This window comes from Mesorhizobium sp. P2_E9 (assembly GCF_056403815.1).
Window position 1 is genome coordinate 147,291 of record NZ_JBFUET010000016.1, and the last position, 19,450, is coordinate 166,740.

Consider the following 19,450-nt stretch of genomic DNA (forward strand, 5'->3'; position numbering starts at 1 on the left):
AGGGTGCTATCGTCATTCCACGAAGACGACGCGTGTGCAATGCCGTTGTTTGGCCAAGGTTTCCCGGGAAATCTGGCGCAGGGCGACGGATAGTGCGCCGGGAGCCTTCCTAAATCGATTGGAATTGATCAAAACGGCGCGTTGACATGCGCCCGGACTTTTCCGAAAAGGGGCGCAGAGAGATGCTGATGTGGTTCTTGAGGGGTTTTGGGATGGGTTCCGCCGGCAGGCAGCGCATGCGCTCTGCCTTTGCCATGCCGTTCCTGATCCTGACCGTTGGCGTTTCGGCGATGGTCATGGCCTCGCCGGCGCGCGCCGATTTCCGCGTCTGCAACGCCACGCAGAACCTGGTCGGCGTCGGCATCGGCTATCGCGCCAAGGCCGGCTGGATCACCGAAGGCTGGTGGCACATCGAAGGATCGAGCTGCAAGACGTTGATCGAAGGGCCGCTGTCATCAAGGTTTTACTATCTTTATGCAGAAGACGCTGAGCGCGGTGGACGCTGGGACGGCCCGATCAACATGTGCGTGGCTGAAAAAGAGTTCAAGATCGCCGGCGTAAACGACTGCGTCGCCCGGGGCTTCCAGCGCGCCGGATTTCAGGAATATGACACGGGCGAACAGGCAAGCTGGATGGTCCAGCTGACCGATGAGCCCGCAACGGGAGGCGCTCCAGCCGCCCCGGGAACCAACAGTCAATGAGACGCAGCCGCAAGGTCAAGATCCTAGCCACAATCGGTCCGGCCTCCTCCTCCGAGGAGATGCTGCAGAAATTGTTCGAAGCGGGCGCCGATGTATTCCGCATCAATATGAGTCATACCGACCACGAGCTGATGCGCACGCTGGTCGGCCGCATCCGTGCCGTCGAGGAGAAGGTTGGCCGGCCGATCGGCATCCTCGCCGACCTGCAGGGCCCCAAGCTGCGCGTCGGCAAGTTCGCCAATGGCAAGGAAGTGCTGACGCAGGGCCAGACCTTCACGCTCGACGACAATCCGGAACCCGGCACGTCGACCAGGGTCTACCTGCCGCATCCGGAGATCCTGAGCTCGGTCGAGCCTGGTCACCGTCTTTTGATCGATGACGGCAAGCTAGAGCTGAAGGCGGTCAAGAGCGACGGCAAGTCGATCGTCTGCACGGTTGTCGCCGGCACGACGATTTCCGACAAGAAGGGCGTCAGCCTGCCCGATACCGACCTGCCGGTCGGCGCACTGACCGAGAAGGACCGCAAGGATCTCGACGCGGTGCTCGCCACGGGGGTCGACTGGGTCGCGCTGTCCTTCGTGCAGCGGCCGGAAGACCTGGCCGAGGCGCGCAAGATCGCGCGCGGCCGAGCGCTGATCATGGCCAAGATCGAAAAGCCGCAGGCCGTTGCCCGGCTGGCCGAGATCATCGAACTGTCCGACGCGCTGATGGTCGCCCGCGGCGATCTCGGTGTCGAAATGCCGCTCGAAGCCGTGCCCGGCATCCAGAAGCAGATCACGCGCGCCGCGCGCCGCGCCGGCAAGCCGGTGGTGGTCGCCACGCAGATGCTGGAATCGATGATCACCGCGCCGGTGCCGACCCGCGCCGAAGTCTCCGACGTCTCGATCGCCGTCTTCGAGGGCGCCGATGCCATCATGCTGTCGGCCGAGTCGGCTGCGGGCGCCTATCCGGTCGAGGCCGTGGCGATGATGAACCGCATCGCCGCCAAGGTCGAAACCGATCCGACCTATGCCGGCATCATCAACGCGCAGCGTTCGGAACCGGAAGCGACCGGCGCCGACGCCATTTCACTGGCTGCGCGCGAGATCGCCGAAACGCTGAAGCTGGCGGCGATCATCACCTACACGGCGTCCGGCACCACCGGCCTGCGCGCTGCGCGCGAACGGCCGCAGGTGCCGATCATCGCGCTGTCGCCGATCCTCAACACCGCGCGGCGGCTGTCGCTTTTGTGGGGCACGCATTGCGTCGTCTCGCCCGATGCCATCGACCTCGACGACATGGTCAATCGCGCCTGCCGCATCGCGCTGGAAGAAGGCTTCGGCAAGCCGGGCGACCGCGTCATCATCACGGCCGGCGTGCCGCTGAGAACGCCGGGCTCGACCAACATGCTGCGCATCGCCTATGTCGGCTCGGAAGCGCAGGCCGGCCACTAAGCCCGGTCTGCTCCAAACACTGACTTGAAGCGCGTCGCGCTTCAAATCAGCACGCCAGGGGCCGAACTGCTCGGACCCGTTGCAATTGCAAGCACTCTTGCCGCGGTTTTCGCGTGCTCTATGCGCCCAAGGAACCGAACAGCGCGCGGGACGGGGTCCCATAGATACTGATCCGGACCTCGCATCTTTCTCCGATTGAGTTCGGCGGTGTCGAGCAGATCGAAATCGACCCTTTCCAGCGTGCAGTGCCAACCGGCGCTGTGCGAAGCCCATCCTCTTCGATGGTGTTCCAGAAGCCGCTCACGGATGGAATAGCCGTGGTAGTCGAAGGCGATCACGCCGTTCGTCACAAAGATATGGTTTCCGGAAAAATCCCCGCCCGGAATGATCCGCTCGCCGTAAAATCCGTCCATGGGAGGGTATTTGAGGAAGGTACCCGCGAGGATGGGACAGGCGCCGTAACCGAAGAAGATGCGGTCCGGCAGCGCCCAGAATTTTTCAGGGTTTTTCTTGATGCCGTGCTTGAGGACATACATGTCAGGTCGGCGCGAGTTCGGCCTGTGGCTCTTTGATGTCGGCGCATCTGCCCACGCCATAGGTGTCGCCGGCGATCCGCGCTTCCACTGTCCTGGCCATCACCTCCAGATCGATATCCTTGCCGGCGACCTTCTCGATGGCACCGACGACGAGGTCGGGGGCGATCCAGTCCGGCTTGTGGCCGAGATTGTGCACCCAGACGAGTTCGGCGCCTGAGATATCGCGCACCAGGCCAACGGAATGGATATGCGCGTAGACGACCTTGTCGCGGTCGCCCGAAATGACCACGATCGGCGCGGTGATCTCTTTGTAGTGCGGTGCAGCGCCAAACGCATAGCGATAGAGCCCGGCGACGTCGGTGGCGTTGGCGCGAAAGGCCGACGGCCGCAGCACCAGCGGGATCGCGGCGGTGCCGAGATAATTGTCCGGCACCTTGTTGGGCGAGAACACGCAGGTCGTTGCATCAGCCATCTGAAACGTACCGGCAGGATAGGCGAGCGTTTCGGAGAAGAGCCGGCCGATCACCGGGACGGTGGTCAGATCGTAGTACCAGGATGTCGCGCCACCCGGCCAGGGATGGGTCGCCGGCGCCAGGAAGACCAGACCGAGCGTCCTGTCGGCATGCTCGCGGCCGAAAGCCGCCGTCACCACGCCACCCAACGAATGACCAACGATGATTGCCTTCTTGATGCCGAGGCGGTCCATCAGGGCGATGAGGGTGTTGGCCTGTGCCGACGGATCCTCATTGTTGCCGGACCCGCGCCCCGACCAGCCATGACCCGGCCGGTCGAAGAACAGCATTTCAGCGCGGCCTTCGAGCAGCGGCCCGATCGGCAGCATCTGATCCCGGAGGTTGGCGCTGGCACCATGGATGAAGACGATCGGTGGCAGATCGGCATTGGCCGGGCCAGGAATGTGGACATAGTGGATGCGGGCGCCGCCGACGTCGGCGAATTCACCGATCGGCTGATAGCGGCGCTCGACTAGCCACGAGCCGACGCGGGTGACGCCGACCAGAACAAGGATGAGTGCGAGGAGAAAGGCGAAGGCGGCGTAGATCAGGTTCATGCGGGGATATACGGGGGTGGGACGGGATAAGTTGTAGGCAGTAGGGCAGTAGGGCAGTAGGGCAGTAGGGCAGTAGGGCAGTAGGGCAGTAGGGCAGTAGGGCAGTAGGGCAGTAGGGTCGGGTGTTCCGCAGTGGAATCTATCCCCTACTGCCTTACTGCCCTACTCCCTTCAGGGATCAAATTCCTTCGCCGGCAAGCTCTTCCGAAAGCGTGGCGACCTGGTCCTGGGCGCTGCGCATCATCGGATAGATGGCCAGCACCTTCTGCCAGGCTTCGAGCGCCGACTGCTTGTGGCCGGTGAGCGCCATGATCTGCGCCAGACCCGACAGCGCACCGAAATGGCGCGGCTCGAGCTGCAGCGTGCGGTCGATGTCGGACATCGACTTACCGTAGTTCTTCATCATGAAATGCACCGTGGCGCGACGGTTCCAGCCCTCGGCGTAGCCTGGCTGCAACGTCACCACCTGGTCGAGGAAATCGAGCGCGACGTCGAATTTCTGGTTGTCCATCGCCTTTTGCGACCACAGCATCATCAGGTCGATCGAGGCGCTGCCGGACTGGAACCATTCGCTCCAGATGTTGCCGGCAATGCGTTCGGCTGCCTTTTCGTTGCGTTCGCGCTTGAGGTCGGAGAACAGCTTGTCGAGCCGGGCCTGTTTCGTCATCGGCGCGGCTGGAGCGTCCGGGGTGGCCGGCTGATCGTCCGCGGCTCTGGCCGGCAAGCTTGTGGCGCCGGAAACAAGCAGAGCTGTCAAAAATGCAAAAAGAATCCGCATCGCCCGATCCTAGTCCCGGGCGGCGGAACAGCAAAGTGATTTTAGCGTGAGAGGGTCGGCAGGCCGACAACAAGCATCAATTGGCGGAGGCAAAAAGCCTCCGGCCGAAAGCTCAGCCCTGGCGTGCCTTGTAGCGCGGAGCGGTCTTGTTGATGATGTAAACGCGGCCCTTGCGGCGAACCAGCTGGTTGTCGCGATGACGCGCCTTCAGCGCCTTAAGCGAATTCTTGATCTTCATGGTCTTGCCTGTCGGTGTGGACCCGGTCCCGGGTCGAAATTTTAAGGCGCGCCAGAAGACGCGCCTTTTCAACTGGGGTGGCTCATAAACGAGGAGCCTTGTCCCTGTCAACCGCAAGCGTGCTCTACGCCCCCATATCATCAAATATCCGCCATGTCGGCCGCGCGGCATTGCGCGGCCATGGGTCGGCTGGGATGATGCCGTGTATTTCAAGTGATTTGGGGACGACGATGCGCCGAATACTCCTGTCTGTCTGCCTCGTCCTGCTGGCGGGAGCGTCGATTGCCCGCGCACAGGAATGCGACCGCTCCGACGACAGCCAGCAGATGATGAACATCTGCGCCGGCGAGGACTATCAAGCCGCCGACGCCAAGCTCAATGCGGCCTATCAGAACCTGATCAGTTCCGACGATGCCGATGCCAAGAGATTGCTGCAGGCGGCACAGCGTGCCTGGATCGCCTTCCGTGACGCCGAATGCGCGCACAACACGGCGGCCAGCGCAGGCGGCTCCATCCACGCGATGGAGGTTTCGCAATGCCTGACCAGGCTGACCAATGAGCGCATCAAGCAGCTCGCCGCGTCAGCCAATTGCGAGGAAGGCGATGCGAGATGCGCCAGTCCCGACGAGGACGACGAGGTGCAATAGGCACGTTTTCGGGATTAAGTACGCGGGCTGATGCGGGTGAAGTGGCCCATCTTGCGGCCAGGCCGCGCCTCGGCCTTGCCGTAGAGATGCAGCATCAGATCGGGCTCGGCGAGCAGGACCGGCACGCGCAACACGTCGTCGCCGATCAGATTTTCCATCACGCAATCGGAATGTCGGTCCGGGCTGCCGAGCGGTAGGCCGGCCACGGCGCGGATGTGCTGCTCGAACTGCGAAACGATGCAGGCGGCTTCGGTCCAATGGCCGGAATTGTGGACGCGGGGCGCGATCTCGTTGGCCAGCAGCGAACCGTCGGCCAGCACGAAGAACTCGACACCGATGACGCCGACATAGTCGAGCGCCGACAGGATTTTTGCCGCCGCTGCTCGCGCCGCGTCCGCCGTTTCAGACTTGATGGCGGCCGGCAAGGTCGAGGTGTGGAGAATGCCGTTGCGGTGGACATTCTCGGCCGGATCGTAGGCGGCGACCGCGCCGTCCAGCCCGCGCGCCGCGATCACGGATATTTCGCGCTCGAAAGGTACGAAGCTTTCCAGGATCAGCGGCACATTGCCCATTGCTTCGCAGGTGCCGGCAAAACCGCCCGTTTCCATGTTGCGGAAGACGCGCTGGCCCTTGCCGTCATAGCCCATACGCCTTGTCTTCAATATGCCGCTGCCGCCGAATATCTTCAGCGCCGCCGTCAGCTCGTCGTCGGTGTCGACCGGACGGAAATCGGCGGTGGCGATGCCGATGCCGTTGAGGAAGGTCTTTTCGCTCACCCGGTCCTGCGCCACGTCAAGCGCGCGCGCCGGCGGATAGACCGGCACCTTGGCGGCAAGCGAACTGGCGGCCGCGACCGGAACATTCTCGAACTCGTAGGTGACGACGGCACTCGCCGCCGCCAGTTCGGCAAGAGCAGCCGGTTCGTCATAGGCAGCTGTTATCTGCCGGTTGGCGACCTGGGCGGCTGGGCAATCCGGCTGCGGCTCCAGCACGATGGTGCGGTAGCCGAGGCGGGCGGCAGCCATCGCCAGCATGCGGCCGAGCTGGCCGCCGCCAATGATGCCGATGGTCGATCCGGCGGGCAGGCTCACGGCGTATCCGTCGGTTCAGCGGCGACCTTGGCGGTCTGCGCGGCGCGCCAGGCATCGAGGCGCTGGGCAAGCTTGTCGTCATAGAGAGCCAGCACGGCGGCAGCCAGCAAGGCGGCATTGGCCGCACCGGCCTTGCCGATGGCCAGTGTCCCGACCGGAATGCCGGCCGGCATCTGGACGATCGAGAGCAGCGAATCCTGTCCCGACAGCGCCTTCGATTCCACCGGCACGCCGAACACCGGCAGCGGCGTCATCGCCGCCGTCATGCCGGGCAGATGCGCGGCACCACCGGCACCGGCGATGATGACCTTGTAGCCGGCGGCCTTGGCGCCCTTGGCGAAATCATAGAGCCGGTCGGGGGTGCGGTGCGCCGAGATAATCAGCCGCTTGTGCGGGACGCCCAGCGCCTCCAGCGTTTCGGCGGCATGGCGCATCGTTGCCCAGTCGGACTGGCTGCCCATGATGATGGCGACGTCGGCGCGTTGATCGTCCAAGTTCATGCTCCCCGGCGACAAAGGCGCGCCTTAGCGGAATTCGGCAGCGACGGCAAGGATGGGCAGGCGTGCTTGCCCTCTGGCAAGGCGGAAACCGGCACGCTAGATGCTTTGACGATCGGCCTCGGGGGTCGAGACCAAAAGGGCCGAGGCGGCGTTGGCGGCGGCGACGGCGGCGCGCATGCCCTCGCCACGGGCAAGTGCAGCGGCCAGCGCGCCGACGAATTCATCACCCGCGCCATGCGTGCTGACGAGCTTGACCGGGATGGCCGGCAGCGCGAAAGCCTCGCCGGTCCGGTCGCAACAGGCGACGCCCTCGCCGCCTGCCGTAACGATCGCCACGGGGCAGAGATCGACCAGAAGCCGTGCCGCCTGCGCGGCGCCGTCGAGCGTTTCGACCACCGCCATGCCGGCCAGGAATTCCGCCTCGATGGCATTGACCACGAGGATATCGACCAATGCGATCAAGTCGTCTGAGAGTTTGCGCGCCGGGGCGGCGTTGAGCACGACGCGGCCGCCTTGCGCCTTCACCGCGCGAGCGGCGGCAATGTTGGCGGCTTCCGGCACCTCATTCTGCAACAGGAGCACCGCCGTTTGGGCGATCATTTCGGAAGCGGCCGCGACATCCTTTTCGCCGAGCGTGAGATTGCTGCCCGAGACGATCACCGCCCCATAGTCGCCGCCTGCGTCGAAGATCGCCACGCTCATGCCGGAGCCGGCGCCCATGGCCACCCGCACGAAGCGGCGGTTGACGCCGCCGCGATCGAGATTGGCCAGCAGCGCGCGGCCGAAATCGTCGTCGCCGACGGCGCCGATCATCGCGGATCTGGCGCCGGCCCGTGCCGCTGAAACCGCCTGGTTGCCGCCCTTGCCGCCGCATTTCGGGTGCCAGGCATAGGCGGTCACCGTCTCGCCCTTGCGCGGGCGGTCGGGGGCGTCGACCATGATGTCGTAATGCAGGCTGCCGAAGACAGCGACGAGCGGGGTTGTCGACGGCGTCATGAGCCCCGGTCTTTGCGTTTCGATGCCACCGCCGACATGGTGCGGCCGAGATTGCGCTCCGCCGCCTGGTAGTCGCGTTGCGCCACCGCCACGAACAGCGCGTCGAGTATGTTGAGCTGGGCGATGCGCGCCGCCGCGTTCTCGCCCATCAGCGGCGAGCCCTGCGCGGTCGAGCACAGCACGATGTCGGCGACCTGGGCGAGCGGCGAGTTGTCGTAATTGGTGATGGCCAGTGTGCGCGCGCCATTCTTGCGGGCGAGTTGGATGGCGTCGATGACGGCCGACGTATTGCCCGAATGCGAGAAGCCGACGGCGATGTCATCCGCGCCAAGCAGCGAAGCCGACATCAGCATCATGTGCGAATCGTCGTAGACGGCTGCGCGGATACCGATGCGCAGGAATTTGTGCGAGACGTCGCGGGCGATCTGCGCCGAACCACCAACGCCGTAGAAATCACGGTTCTTCGCCCGGAAGAGCAGCTCGGCGGCGCGGTCAAAATCCTCGATATCAAGGATAGCGAGTGTCTCCTCCAGGGCCTGGATCGAGGTGCGGAACACTTTTTGCACGATCTCGGCCGAACTGTCGTCGGAAGACAGCTCCTGATGCATCTCGGCGGTTGGCAGGCGGCTGTATTCATAGACGGCGGTGCGGAAATCACGATAGCCGGAGAAGCCGAGCTTCTTGGCGATCTTGACCACCATCGCCTCGGACACGCCGGACTCCTCGGCGATCTGCTTCAACGGGATCGTCTCGTCGAAGCCGCGCCGTCCGAAGACGGTTTCCACCACCTTGGCTTCCAGTGGGGTGAGGTGCGGCATCATCATGCGGATGCGCGGTCCCACCGCTTTCAGGTCCAGCCCGCTCAAGGTCATCCACGCCCCCTCGTCACGCGATCGATAAGCATCGCGGCGAGGATTATAAGACCAGTTGCCAAGAGCTGATAGAAGGACTGGACGTTCATCAACGTCAAACCGTTGCGCATGGCGCCGAGGATGATGGCGCCAAGGATGGTGCCGACGACGCTGCCCTTGCCGCCCATCAGCGAGGCGCCACCGATGGCTGCAGCCGCGATGGCGTCGAGCTCCCAGAGATTGCCGAGGATGGGTTCGGCCGCGCCCAGCCGGCCGATCAGGATCTGCGCGGCAAGGGCGGCCAGCAGGCCGGAGATCATGTAGGCGGCGATCTTGGTGCGGCCGATCGGTACGCCGGCGATGTAGGCCGCCTCCTCATTGCCGCCGACGGCGAGCAGATATTCGCCGAACGGCGTCTTCTTCAGCACGATCCAGGCGATAACGGCCACGCAGGCGACGATGATGACCGCCAACGGCAGGCCGAACAGCGAGCCGTTGAAGATGGCGCGGAAGCTGGCGGGCAGGCCGAGCACCGGATTGCCGCCAGTGTAGATCAGCGCCAGTGCCCGGTAGGTGCTCAGCGTTCCCAATGTCACGATGAAGGGCTGCAGCCCGACATAGGCGACCAGCACGCCATTCACCAGGCCACACAGAAGGCCGATGGCGAAGCCGGCGGCGATGGCCAGCGGAAACGGGACGCCGGCAACCAGCATCGAGGCCGAGATGACGGCCGAGAGTGCCGCCGTCGGCCCGACCGACAGATCGATGCCGCCGGAGATGATGACGAGCGTCATGCCCAGCGCCAGACAGGCATTGATGCTCGACTGCTGCAGAATGTTGATCAGGTTGCGCTCGGCGAAGAAGCCCGGCACCAGCGCGCCGAAGACGGCGAGGATCACCAGGAGGCCGATCAACGTGCCGGCGTCGCGCATGGAGAAACGCTGCAGGATGGCGGCGCCGGGCCGTGCCGGCGCGGCTTGCGATAGGTCAGACATGGGCAATCCTGTTCTTCTTTTTCATGCGCCGGTTCCTTGCGCGCCTGTCCGGCCGGCCGCGCCTTGCGACTGGGGTATGGCGTGCGCCGCAATCGCCTGCTCGCTGAGGCTTGCCCGGTCGAGCTCGGCGGCAACCGCCCCCTCGCGCATCACCAGCACGCGGTCGGCCAGCCTGATCACCTCGGGAAGTTCGGACGAGACGACGATGACGCAATGGCCTTCGGCGGCGAGTTCTTCGATCAGATGGTAGATTTCAGCCTTGGCGCCGACATCGATGCCGCGCGTCGGCTCGTCGAACAGCAGGATCCGCGTTCCCGCCGCCAGCCAGCGGCCGATGATCGCCTTCTGCTGGTTGCCGCCGCTGAACAGGCGGATGGGCCGGTCGAGCAGGAAGGGCCTGAGATTGACCCGCCTCATTTTCTCAGCCGCCACGCGCCTCAGCCTGGCGTGGTCGATGACGCCGTGCCTGGCGAAGACGCCCATCGAGGCGAGCGCCATGTTGGAGGTGATCGGACGCAGCGGCACGATGCCTTCGCGCTTGCGTTCCTCCGGCACCAGGCCGATGCCGGCGGCAATCGCATCGCGCGGGCTGGACAGCCGCACCGCCTTCCCGTCGATCTCGATGGTACCCGACGAGGCGCGGTCGGCGCCGGCCAACAGCCGCAGCAGCTCGGTTCGGCCTGACCCAACCAGGCCGGCAATGCCCAGCACCTCGCCGCGATGGAGATCGAAGGAGACATCGCGGACCTTCGGCGACGACAGCCCGCGCACGCCTAGCCTGACATCCCTGGTGGCGTGGGAGTGATGTTGTTCCTGGGCAAGCTCGCGGCCGACCATCATCGAAACCACGGCCTGTTCCGAGGCGCCTGCCAGATCGACGGACTCGACCACCACGCCATCGCGCATGATAGTGGCGCGGCGGCAGATGCCGAACACCTCGTCCAGCTTGTGCGAGACATAGACGACGGCAACGCCGTCGTGGGCGAGGCCTTTGATGACTTCGGCCAGCCGCTCGAACTCGCTCGGGGTCAGGCTCGATGTCGGTTCGTCCATGGCAACGATGCGGGCGCGGTCGAGCAGCGCGCGCGCGATCTCGACGATCTGTCGCTGCGCCACTTTCAGGCTGCCGAGCGGAGCCGCTGGATCGATCGTGGCATCGAGCGCGGCAAGGGCCGATGCGGCGCGGCGCTCCTGCTCGCGTCTGGCGACGAAGAGGCCGCCGCGTGTCAGCGGATGGCCGAGGAACATATTCTGGGCGACGCTGAGGCGCGGCACCTGCTGCAGTTCCTGGTGGATCATGGCGACACCGGCGGCACGCGCGGCGACCGGGCTGTTGAGCGTCACCGGCACGCCGTCGATCAGCACGCGTCCGCCGCTCGGCCGGTAGACTCCCGACAGGATGCGCAGCAGCGTCGACTTGCCGGCGCCGTTCTCGCCGAGCAGGCCATGGATTTCGCCGGCACCGACAGAGAAGGACACGTCGCTCAGTGCCCGCACGCCCGGAAAGTCCTTTGAAATGCCCTCGAATTGCAGCCGGGGTGACATGGGGTCCTGTTCCGGGGGCAAGGGTGCCAGCCGGGGGCGGAATGCCCTGGCCGGCACCCGCCGCCCCGCCTCTGTCTTGAGGTCCGATGCCCTACTGGCCGGCGGCCGCGTCCTCGAGCAGCGCCTTGCGTGCATCGGGGCCGGAATAGCGGTCGGCATTGTCCTTGGTGATCAGCGCTTGCGGCGTGGCGACGACACGCGGCAGCTTCTGCCCGGCGACAAGGCGCAACGCCGTTTCCAGCGCGACTTCACCGGTCAGCACCGGGAAGCTATCGACTGTGCCGGTCAGTTCGCCGGCGCGGATCGAGGCGTAGGCGTTGGAAATGCCGTCGGTGCCGAAGACTGCGACCTTGTCCTGCAGGCCGGCTGCCTTGACTGCCTCGACGATGCCCAGCGCCATGCCGTCATTGTTGGCATAGAAGCCGATCAGGTCGGGGTGCTGCTGCAGGATGTTGGTGGCGGCGTCATAGGACGTCTGGCGGTCCCAATTGCCGGGCACGCTGGCGACGACCTGGAACTTGCCGCCCTCGGAGATGGTGGACTTGAAGCCGTCGGTGCGTTGCACGGCGGCATAGACGCCAGCCTGGCCCTCGACGATGGCGACCTTGCCGCCATTCGGCCGGTTCTTGATGAACCATTTGGCGACGCGCACGCCATTGTCGCGCTGGACATTGCCGACATAGTGCTCGGCCTGCGGGATGACCGCGTCGTTGACGTTGACCACCGGCACGTTGGCGGTCTTGGCCTGTTCCATGATCGGCTGCAGGTTGGCGTCCGTCTGCGGCGAGACCAGCAGCACATTGTAGCCCTGCGTCACCAGGCCTTCGGCGATGGTGAGCTGGCCGAGCTGGTCGCCCTCGCTCTGCGCCGCCTGATAGACGACGGGCACGCCGACCTTCTCGCCGAACGCCTTATAGCCTTCGCCGAGCGAGCGCCAGTATTCGTTGGTCAGCGTCTTGGAGACGGCACCGGCCTTGGTGCCGGCGGGCAGCTTCGGAAATGCGCCGAACTTGGCCTCGACTTGCGACCAATCGATGCGGTCCTTCTCGGTGTCGGAATTGAGCGGCGCAAGATCGGCGCTATAGGCCGGTGCAATGGCGAGCGCCATCAGCGTGGCGGTGGCGGCGGCTAGCAGAAACTTCATGGTCTTCCTCCCTGGTTGAAAACGGTGGTGCGGTTGGACGGCTTCGGTGGTCATTTCCCGAGCATGATCTCCTGGACGATGGCCTGCGTGGCGACCGCGTCCTGGCGGTCGATGGCGGATGACAGGCGGTTGTCCTTGTCGAGCCGCTCGACGACGCCGAGCATGCGCTTGACGGTGGCGATGTTGACTTCGCATTCGCGCACCGGATCGAGTCCGGTCATGTCGGGAAAGGTGTCGAAATAGATGGCGCCGGCATAGCCGTCGCGGTGGATCTGGCGCAGCAATTCGATCGTCTGCAGCGTGTGTACGGCGCCGACCATCAGACCGTCGTCGCGCTTGGCGTAGCCGTCGTTGAGATGCACGCCCAGAAGCTTGCTGTGCCGGGCGACGAGGGCAGCGGCAAAGGCTGGCTGCTCGTCTGCGTAGAGCACATGGGCGAAGTCGAGGGTGACGCCGAGATTGGGCAGGCCGACCTCGCGGATCGCCAGCAAGGTGGTCGCGGCATCCGGCATCAGCGAATAGGAACGCGGCTCGTTGGGCTTGTACTCCAGGCTGATCTGGCAGCCGGGATCATGCGCGGCTACTTCACGAATTCCATCGATCTCGTGTTGCCAGAGCGCCGCGTAGTCGGCCTGGAAGGCGTAGTCGAAGCCATCCTGTCCCAGCCACAGCGTCATCAGGCTGGCGCCGGCTTCACGCGTGGCGTCGATGCCGGCCTTGGTCAGATCGATGGCCTCGCGGCGCACCGCCGGATCGGGATTGGTGAAGGCGCCGATCTTGAAGGCGGGGTTGGAGTAGTAGCGCATGGCAAAGCCATTGATGGAAAGCCCGAGATCGCCCAATTTGCGAGCGATTTCCGTGGGCCTTTCAGTGACATGGTCAGGAAAGTTGAGGTCGAGATCGGTAAGCCCATCGACCTTGGCGGCGCGCGCCGCCATCTGCATCAGCGACGGCTTGCCGGTAAGATCAGGCCATTCGGCCTGCGGTCGCGAGGCAAAGGAATTCAGGCGCGTGGCGAAACGGTTGGCTGTCATGGTCGATCCTTCAATCGCCATGACTTCACATAAATACGAATATTTGTAAAGTTATTGTTTTGAAGGAAGCCACGAGGCCGACGATCTGGCTTGCAGCTAGGCCGAGTGCGCACGGGCGCGCCGGCAGTCTCCCGGTCGGGCGACTGCCTCAGAGCGTTAGGATCAACAATGGGGCAGGACTGCCCTCACACCGCCGCTTTGCGGAAGCGGGTGACGAAGTCGTCGAGCTCAGGCCGCTCCATGTCGGAGATCGCCCAGTAGGAGAAGGCGCCGTCGCTCCAGTGCACCATCGAGAAGCCGCCGGATGAAAGGTCGTCCGGCTGGGTGGTCTTGCCGCCTTGCTGCGGCTCGGCGACCAGCGTGATCAAGTGCTCGCGATGACGGTAGACCAGGGCCGGCACCGGCCGACCAGAGATCACCTCGACCCGACCGCCGATCAGCGCGAAACCGTCCTGGGCAAGGTCCGGCGCCGGCGGGGAGACGCCGATGCGGGCGTCGAGCCACGGCTTCACCGTATGGCGGTCGGACGAGACGATGTCGATCGGGCTTGCGGCAAGCAGGCTGCGGCGATGGCCGCTGGCGACCGCGGCGGCAAAGCCGTCATCGACGCCGCTCTGCATCACCCATTGCGTCGCCCCGCTGGCCAGCACCGCGCTGATCATGATCGACGCCGCCATGGCGCGCCAGTCGAACGAGCCGAAGCGGCGCGCCCTGGGCAGTACCCGTGTCTGGGACGGCCGCGTTCCGGCTTCGCGCCTCTGGCCGCCACCAGCGACCGCAATCAATCCCGGCAGCGCCGACGATGCGCCCCGCTGCGGCTCGATCGCGTCGGCCGGCGCCTGTTGTTCGGTGCCGGCCATGCCGATCGCCGCGATGCGGGCGCGAAAGGCATCGCTGACATCGGGGCGCGGCAAGCGGCTGACCGCGCCTTGCAAGGCAACGATGCGGGCATGTTCGGCGGCAAGCTTGGGGTCGGCGGCGATGCGACGCTCGACCGCGAGTGCGGCCGCCGCATCAAGCTCGCCATCAACAAGGGCATGGATCATCAGTCTAATACCTTCGGGATCGTTGGGCAGTCCGTCGTCGTGCGTCATGACGCTCTCCCCAGTTCAGACGCCAGCAGGCCACGGGCGCGGGCCAGCCTCGACATGACCGTGCCGATCGGCACGCCAAGCATGGTCGATATTTCGCGATAGCTGAGGCCATTGATATCGCGCAGCACCAGCGTTTCGCGAAACGGCTGCGGCAGGGCAGCGATCGCGGCTTCCAGTGCTGCCGTATCGGCCTTGGCAATCAGGCTCGCCTCCGGGCCGTCTTCGTCGGGCAGGCTGGTGCCGTGTGCCGCCGCCATGTCGTCGAGATCGCCGAGGTCGCCGACCGCCAGCATGCCACGCGGCCGGTTACGCGCCATCCAGGTGTAGGAGGTGTTGCGCACGATGGTCAGCAGCCAGGCGCGGGCGTTGCCGCCGGCATAGCCTGCTATGCCGGCATGCGCCTTGATGCAGGCGTCCTGCACGACATCCTCTGCATCGGCGGCATTGCCGGTCAGCCAACGGGCAAGCGCCAGCGCATCGCCGAGATGCGGCAGCACCACCTGGTTGAAGCGTTCTGCCAGGGCCCTCTCGCTCAAAGCCGCACCATGATCCGATACTCCGGGCCGTGCCGCCTCAAGATGCGACGGCGACCTTGCCCTGCTGGGGGTAAAGCCCCCGGAAACAGGCAGAGCCGCCTGCCTTGCTGAAACTGAATTCATCTGCGTCACCGGTGTCAAGCGCCACAAAGGAGAGCCTGACGACGATCATGCTGCCCAGCATGTAGCCACGGCCGACGTCGCAGCCGTGTTCGCCGTCCTTGCAATGACAGGGCATGCCAGTCTCCTCAACGCCAGCCGTGGCGTATGCCGAGAAGACCTGCCGCGGCGCCGGTTTATTCCCGCCGCGTGCCAATCCGGCCGTTCACAGTCGCGTGATCGGCCGCATTGTGGGATTTTTGGTCGGTTTGGCGCTCAATCTGGCCAACGCAAGACGCCGGACGAATCCTTGCGGGCGACCTTCATCGCATCGGCGGGACGGTCCTTCGCGGTCAATATGGCGCGCAGGCGTTCCGCGACGATTTCCGCCTCGCCGGGGTGAAGGTTGCAAGGGTCAAGGAAGAAATGGCCGCGCTCGACCTCATGGTTGCGCACGATGATCGGCGGCGAGCCCGCGGCCAGCGCCGAGGTGAGGCCGGCGGCGCTGAAACGGCTCTCCGGCGAGACGAAGATTTGCAGCCGGTCGAGCGGGTTGGCCGTTGGGTCCGGGATAATTTTCGCAAAGATGCCCGGCAGTCCCTGCAACGCGTCTTTCCATAGATTGAGCGCCGCCTCCTCACGCCGGCGGATACCGGCATGGTCGCGCTTCTCCCAGGCTTCCAGTGCCGCCATGGTGCCGGCTATGCTTTCCTTGCCGACTTTCATGGCGCGGGCGACGCCGCGGTTTTGCAGATAGGCGGATCGCACCAGGTCCTTGCGGCCGGTGACGATGCCGCTGGTCGGTCCGCTCAGGAATTTGTGGCCGCTGTAGATGACGACGTCGGCGCCGCGCGCCAGGAACCCGCGCAGATCGTATTCTGACGCGGCATCGACGATCACCGGCACGCCTTTGGCGTGGCAGATCTCGCAGAATTCCTCCAGCGACAGCATGCCGTACTGCACGGTGTGGTGGGCAACGACGTAGAGGCCCGCCGCTGTGCGGTCGTTGATCGCTTCGCGCACATGATAGTCCTGCGTCACGCTGACCGTGCCGGCAGGCACCACCTTGGCGCCGGCGACGCGGACCGACTGGTCGATCGGCGCACCGTAATTGACGATGTGGCCAAGCTGGATGACGACCTCCGACTTGAGGTCACTGGTGTCATCAGGCAGACGCTCGATGGCGAGCAGGTTGGTTCCCGTCATCGCACCGGCGATTGCCATGGTGATGCCGCTGGCGCAGCAGGCGGTGATGAAGCCGGCCTCGCCGCCGGTGAGGCGTGCGACGACGGTGCTCGCGGCGCGCTGCAGATCGTCCATCTCCACCCATTGCGAGGCCATTTCCGCCATGGCGCTGATCGCTTCCGGGACGATGATCGACGCGCCGAGCGCGGTCATGGTGCCAGAGACATTGATGATCGGGCGAAGGCCGAGCCGTTCGCGGATGGTGGTGTTGGAGCCGGCGGCGGAAGTGGTTTTCATGTCAGCAGATCCCGTGAGTGGCAGGTCAGGCGGCGATCTCGACGACCGCTTCGATTTCGACAGTGATGTTTCCAGGCAGCGAGCCGACGCCGATCGCCGAGCGGGCATGGCCGCCAATATCAGCGAACACATCGGCGAACAGGTCCGAACAGCCGTTCACCACTTTCGGGTGGTCGCTGAAGGTCGGCGTCGCGTTGACGAAGCCGAGCAGCTTGACGACGCGCACGATGCGGCCGAGATCGCCGGCGGCGGCATGCATGACGGCCAGCAGGTTGAGCCCGGTCAGGCGGGCATGCTCGTAAGCCTGCTCGACCGTGACATCCTCGCCGACCTTGCCGGTGCAGAGCGTGCCATCGGCGCGCAACGGCCCCTGGCCGGACAGGAAAATCAACCGCCCGCTCTCGGCATGGGTGACGAAGTTGGCGATGGGCGTCGGCGGCTCGGGCAGCGTCAGGCCGAGTTCGGCGAGCCGGATGTAAGGCGTCATGGAATCAGGCTCCCTTGGATGGCTTCAGCCATCCGATGTTCAAAATGAGCGGCGTCGGCCGTCCAACGTCAAAAATGCGAGGCGCGGAAGCGCGCCAGGAAGGTGCGGAGGCGCTCGTTGCTGGTCTCCGCCGCGAGGATCTCCTTGGGCGGGCCGACGGCGCTGACGTCGCCATCGGCCATGAAGACGATGCGGCTCGACGCGTCGCGGGCAAAGGCCATTTCATGCGTCACCATCAGCATGGTCATGCCATCCTCGGCGAGGCTGCGCACCACGGCCAGCACCTCGCCGACCAGTTCGGGGTCGAGCGCCGAGGTGATCTCGTCGAGCAGAAGGATCTTCGGTTCCATCGCCACGGCCCGCGCGATGCCGACGCGCTGCTGCTGGCCGCCGGAGAGTTCGGCAGGCAGGCTGTCGGCCTTGTGGGCGAGGCCGACGCGGCCGAGCCAGTGTTCGGCGGCCTGGCGCGCCTCGGCGTCGCTCTTTCCGCGCACCTTGGTGAGGCCGAGCATGATGTTGCCGGCCGCCGTCAAATGCGGAAACAGGTTGAAGCTCTGGAACACCATGCCGGTCTCGGCACGCATGCTGGCCAAGTCGCGCTCGCTGCGGCGCTGGCGCGCTCCAGCCTCGCGGTAGCCGACCTCCTTGCCGTCGATACGGATCGAGCCGCGGTCGTAGCTTTCGAGGAAGTTGACGCAGCGCAGCAGCGTGGTCTTGCCGCTGCCCGAGGGGCCGATGACGGTCACCACCTCGCCGCGGTTCACCTGAAGGCTGACGGAGCGCAGCACCTCGACGGAGCCGAAGGCCTTGGAGACATCGCGCACGTCGAGCAGCGCGGGACTGGCGTTTGAGGCGTCGGACATCGTGCTATTCCCGAATGAAAGAAAAGCGCCGCTCGAGCCGCCGGCTGGCAAGCGAAAGCGCGTAGTTGACCGCGAAATAGATGAGCGCGCCGAGGATATAGAGCGGCATTGCCTCATAGGTGCGGCCGATGACCTGGTTGATGGCCTGCATCAAATCGGTGATGCCGAGCAGCGACACCAGCGCGCTGCCCTTGACCGCATCGGTGACGCCGTTGATCCAGGGCGGCAGGAAGCGCCTGAAGGCCTGCGGAAAGATGACGTAAGTCAACCGCTGGCGGAAGGTCAGCCCGATCGCCATTGCGGCCTCGGACTGGCCTTTCGGGATCGAGCCGACCGCACCCCTGAGATATTCGATGACCTGCGCCGTCTTGAACAGGGTCAGCGCCAGCACGGCGGCCCAGAAGGATGGCAGATGCAGGCCGATGGCTGGCAGGCCGTAATAGACGAAGAACATCAACACCAGGATCGGAATGCCGCGAATGGTGTCGGAGAAGATGCGCACCGCCCAGCGCAGCGGGGCAGGGCCATAGACCAGACCGACCCCCAGCACGACACCGGCGATGAGCGACAGTGTGACGACCAGCAGCGACACCCACAGGGTCAGGGCGAAGCCTTTGGCGAGGAAGGGCAGGGCGTAGAGGATTTGGCTCAGCATGTCAGCGCGCCGCCCTGAACCGGCGCTCGACGAGCCTGAGGCCGAAAAGCAGGATGTAGCCGGTGACCAGATACATCGCCGTCGTTACCAGATAGACCTCGACGATGCGGAAGGTGTTGAAGTTGATCCATTGGGCGCCGAAGGTCAGCTCCGGCACCGAGATGACCGAGGCGATGGAGGTGTCCTTGAACAGTGAGATGAAGGTGTTGGACAGCGCCGGCAGTGTGATGCGAAGCATGGTCGGCAGGCGCACGTGGATGAGCCTTTGCCAGGGCGTCAGGCCGATCGCCTTGCCGGCATCGAGCTGGCCGCGCGGGACGGCCTCGAGGCCCGAGCGAAACACCTCGACCAGATAGGCGCCGCTATAGACCGACAGCGTCAGCACGAACGAAGTCGGTGCGCTGTAGGCTAGGTCGACTACGGTCGGCAGGCCGTAGAAGACAAGATAGACCAGCAGGATCAGCGGCACGTTGCGGATAAATTCGACGTAGGCGGCGATGATCGCCCGCACCGTGCGCCCGGCGGAAACGTACCAGACCGCGAGCACCAGGCCGATGACAACGCCGATGGCGATCGAGATGACGGCAAGCTCGAGGCTGAGCAGCAGGCCGCCCCAAAGCTTGTCGAAATGCCGCCAGATCAGGTTGAAATTGAGGGCATAGCCCATACGTCCGCC

24 protein-coding genes are annotated in these 19,450 nt (G+C 65.1%); 3 read left to right on the top strand and 21 right to left on the bottom strand.

Annotation, left to right across the window (positions count from 1 at the left end; all coding sequences use genetic code 11):
• Positions 1-109: 109 nt before the first annotated feature.
• The gene (locus AC1D05_RS26610; protein WP_477444725.1) at positions 110-298 is read right to left on the bottom strand and encodes a hypothetical protein; all 189 of its coding nucleotides are present in this window, start codon (positions 296-298) and stop codon (positions 110-112) included.
• Between AC1D05_RS26610 and AC1D05_RS26615 the strand changes: the two genes are divergently transcribed.
• Both AC1D05_RS26615 and pyk read left to right on the top strand, forming a co-directional pair.
• Positions 255-701, top strand: coding sequence for a DUF1036 domain-containing protein (locus tag AC1D05_RS26615; protein WP_244277693.1), 447 nt, complete (start codon positions 255-257; stop codon positions 699-701). The two genes, AC1D05_RS26610 and AC1D05_RS26615, sit on opposite strands and share 44 nt — an antisense overlap.
• Positions 698-2,134, top strand: a complete 1,437-nt coding sequence (gene pyk / locus AC1D05_RS26620; protein ID WP_477444681.1) for a pyruvate kinase — start codon at positions 698-700, stop codon at positions 2,132-2,134. Before AC1D05_RS26615 ends, pyk begins: the two co-directional genes overlap by 4 nt.
• Before the next feature lie 41 nt (positions 2,135-2,175).
• Here pyk and AC1D05_RS26625 read toward each other — a convergent pair whose 3' ends face one another.
• From AC1D05_RS26625 to ykgO, 4 genes are all read right to left on the bottom strand, one after another.
• Positions 2,176-2,670, bottom strand: a complete 495-nt coding sequence (locus AC1D05_RS26625) for a hypothetical protein (RefSeq protein WP_477444682.1) — start codon at positions 2,668-2,670, stop codon at positions 2,176-2,178.
• 1 nt (position 2,671) lies between these two features.
• Positions 2,672-3,739, bottom strand: a complete 1,068-nt coding sequence (locus AC1D05_RS26630; RefSeq protein ID WP_477444683.1) for an alpha/beta fold hydrolase — start codon at positions 3,737-3,739, stop codon at positions 2,672-2,674.
• A gap of 178 nt (positions 3,740-3,917) precedes the next feature.
• Positions 3,918-4,517, bottom strand: a complete 600-nt coding sequence (locus tag AC1D05_RS26635; protein WP_477444684.1) for a tetratricopeptide repeat protein — start codon at positions 4,515-4,517, stop codon at positions 3,918-3,920.
• 112 nt (positions 4,518-4,629) lie between these two features.
• Complete coding sequence (gene ykgO / locus AC1D05_RS26640; protein ID WP_006327841.1) at positions 4,630-4,755, bottom strand: type B 50S ribosomal protein L36; 126 nt, start codon at positions 4,753-4,755, stop codon at positions 4,630-4,632.
• 230 nt (positions 4,756-4,985) lie between these two features.
• Here ykgO and AC1D05_RS26645 point away from each other — a divergent pair, with 230 nt between their 5' ends.
• Positions 4,986-5,402, top strand: coding sequence for a lysozyme inhibitor LprI family protein (locus AC1D05_RS26645; RefSeq protein WP_477444685.1), 417 nt, complete (start codon positions 4,986-4,988; stop codon positions 5,400-5,402).
• A 14-nt stretch (positions 5,403-5,416) separates the two neighbouring features.
• On the opposite strand, the gene AC1D05_RS26650 is transcribed toward AC1D05_RS26645, so the two are convergent.
• The 16 genes from AC1D05_RS26650 to AC1D05_RS26725 form a co-directional block, all read right to left on the bottom strand.
• Positions 5,417-6,493, bottom strand: coding sequence for a 5-(carboxyamino)imidazole ribonucleotide synthase (locus tag AC1D05_RS26650; protein ID WP_477444686.1), 1,077 nt, complete (start codon positions 6,491-6,493; stop codon positions 5,417-5,419).
• Positions 6,490-6,987 (bottom strand): 5-(carboxyamino)imidazole ribonucleotide mutase, encoded by a 498-nt coding sequence (purE, locus tag AC1D05_RS26655; protein WP_477444687.1) that lies wholly within the window; start codon positions 6,985-6,987, stop codon positions 6,490-6,492. Before purE ends, AC1D05_RS26650 begins: the two co-directional genes overlap by 4 nt.
• Positions 6,988-7,089: 102 nt before the next feature.
• Positions 7,090-7,989 carry a PfkB family carbohydrate kinase gene (locus AC1D05_RS26660; protein WP_477444688.1) on the bottom strand — a complete coding sequence of 300 codons (900 nt, stop codon included), beginning with the start codon at positions 7,987-7,989 and terminating at the stop codon, positions 7,090-7,092.
• Positions 7,986-8,861: a MurR/RpiR family transcriptional regulator gene (locus tag AC1D05_RS26665; protein WP_477444689.1), complete on the bottom strand. Its 876-nt coding sequence runs from the start codon at positions 8,859-8,861 to the stop codon at positions 7,986-7,988. The genes AC1D05_RS26660 and AC1D05_RS26665 overlap by 4 nt, the downstream gene beginning before the upstream one ends.
• Positions 8,858-9,835: an ABC transporter permease gene (locus AC1D05_RS26670; RefSeq protein ID WP_477444690.1), complete on the bottom strand. Its 978-nt coding sequence runs from the start codon at positions 9,833-9,835 to the stop codon at positions 8,858-8,860. The genes AC1D05_RS26665 and AC1D05_RS26670 overlap by 4 nt, the downstream gene beginning before the upstream one ends.
• A 21-nt stretch (positions 9,836-9,856) precedes the next feature.
• Positions 9,857-11,380 carry a sugar ABC transporter ATP-binding protein gene (locus tag AC1D05_RS26675; protein ID WP_477444691.1) on the bottom strand — a complete coding sequence of 508 codons (1,524 nt, stop codon included), beginning with the start codon at positions 11,378-11,380 and terminating at the stop codon, positions 9,857-9,859.
• Between the two features lie 91 nt (positions 11,381-11,471).
• Positions 11,472-12,524 (bottom strand): sugar ABC transporter substrate-binding protein, encoded by a 1,053-nt coding sequence (locus AC1D05_RS26680; RefSeq protein ID WP_477444692.1) that lies wholly within the window; start codon positions 12,522-12,524, stop codon positions 11,472-11,474.
• Positions 12,525-12,574: 50 nt separating this feature from the next.
• On the bottom strand, positions 12,575-13,558 hold the full coding sequence (locus AC1D05_RS26685; protein WP_477444693.1) for a sugar phosphate isomerase/epimerase family protein: 984 nt from the start codon (positions 13,556-13,558) through the stop codon (positions 12,575-12,577).
• Between the two features lie 185 nt (positions 13,559-13,743).
• Positions 13,744-14,652: an anti-sigma factor family protein gene (locus AC1D05_RS26690; protein WP_477444694.1), complete on the bottom strand. Its 909-nt coding sequence runs from the start codon at positions 14,650-14,652 to the stop codon at positions 13,744-13,746.
• A complete protein-coding gene (locus AC1D05_RS26695; protein WP_477444695.1) occupies positions 14,649-15,188 on the bottom strand; it encodes a sigma-70 family RNA polymerase sigma factor in 540 nt (179 codons plus the stop codon). Before AC1D05_RS26695 ends, AC1D05_RS26690 begins: the two co-directional genes overlap by 4 nt.
• 37 nt (positions 15,189-15,225) lie before the next feature.
• Positions 15,226-15,426, bottom strand: a complete 201-nt coding sequence (locus tag AC1D05_RS26700; protein ID WP_477444696.1) for a hypothetical protein — start codon at positions 15,424-15,426, stop codon at positions 15,226-15,228.
• Between the two features lie 137 nt (positions 15,427-15,563).
• The gene (locus tag AC1D05_RS26705; RefSeq protein WP_477444697.1) at positions 15,564-16,769 is read right to left on the bottom strand and encodes an aminotransferase class V-fold PLP-dependent enzyme; all 1,206 of its coding nucleotides are present in this window, start codon (positions 16,767-16,769) and stop codon (positions 15,564-15,566) included.
• A gap of 25 nt (positions 16,770-16,794) precedes the next feature.
• The gene (locus AC1D05_RS26710; protein WP_095201216.1) at positions 16,795-17,256 is read right to left on the bottom strand and encodes a RidA family protein; all 462 of its coding nucleotides are present in this window, start codon (positions 17,254-17,256) and stop codon (positions 16,795-16,797) included.
• A 68-nt stretch (positions 17,257-17,324) separates the two neighbouring features.
• Positions 17,325-18,119: an amino acid ABC transporter ATP-binding protein gene (locus tag AC1D05_RS26715; protein ID WP_477444698.1), complete on the bottom strand. Its 795-nt coding sequence runs from the start codon at positions 18,117-18,119 to the stop codon at positions 17,325-17,327.
• Between the two features lie 4 nt (positions 18,120-18,123).
• Complete coding sequence (locus AC1D05_RS26720; RefSeq protein WP_027041938.1) at positions 18,124-18,774, bottom strand: amino acid ABC transporter permease; 651 nt, start codon at positions 18,772-18,774, stop codon at positions 18,124-18,126.
• A gap of 1 nt (position 18,775) precedes the next feature.
• Complete coding sequence (locus tag AC1D05_RS26725; RefSeq protein WP_477444699.1) at positions 18,776-19,441, bottom strand: amino acid ABC transporter permease; 666 nt, start codon at positions 19,439-19,441, stop codon at positions 18,776-18,778.
• Positions 19,442-19,450 lie beyond the last annotated feature (9 nt).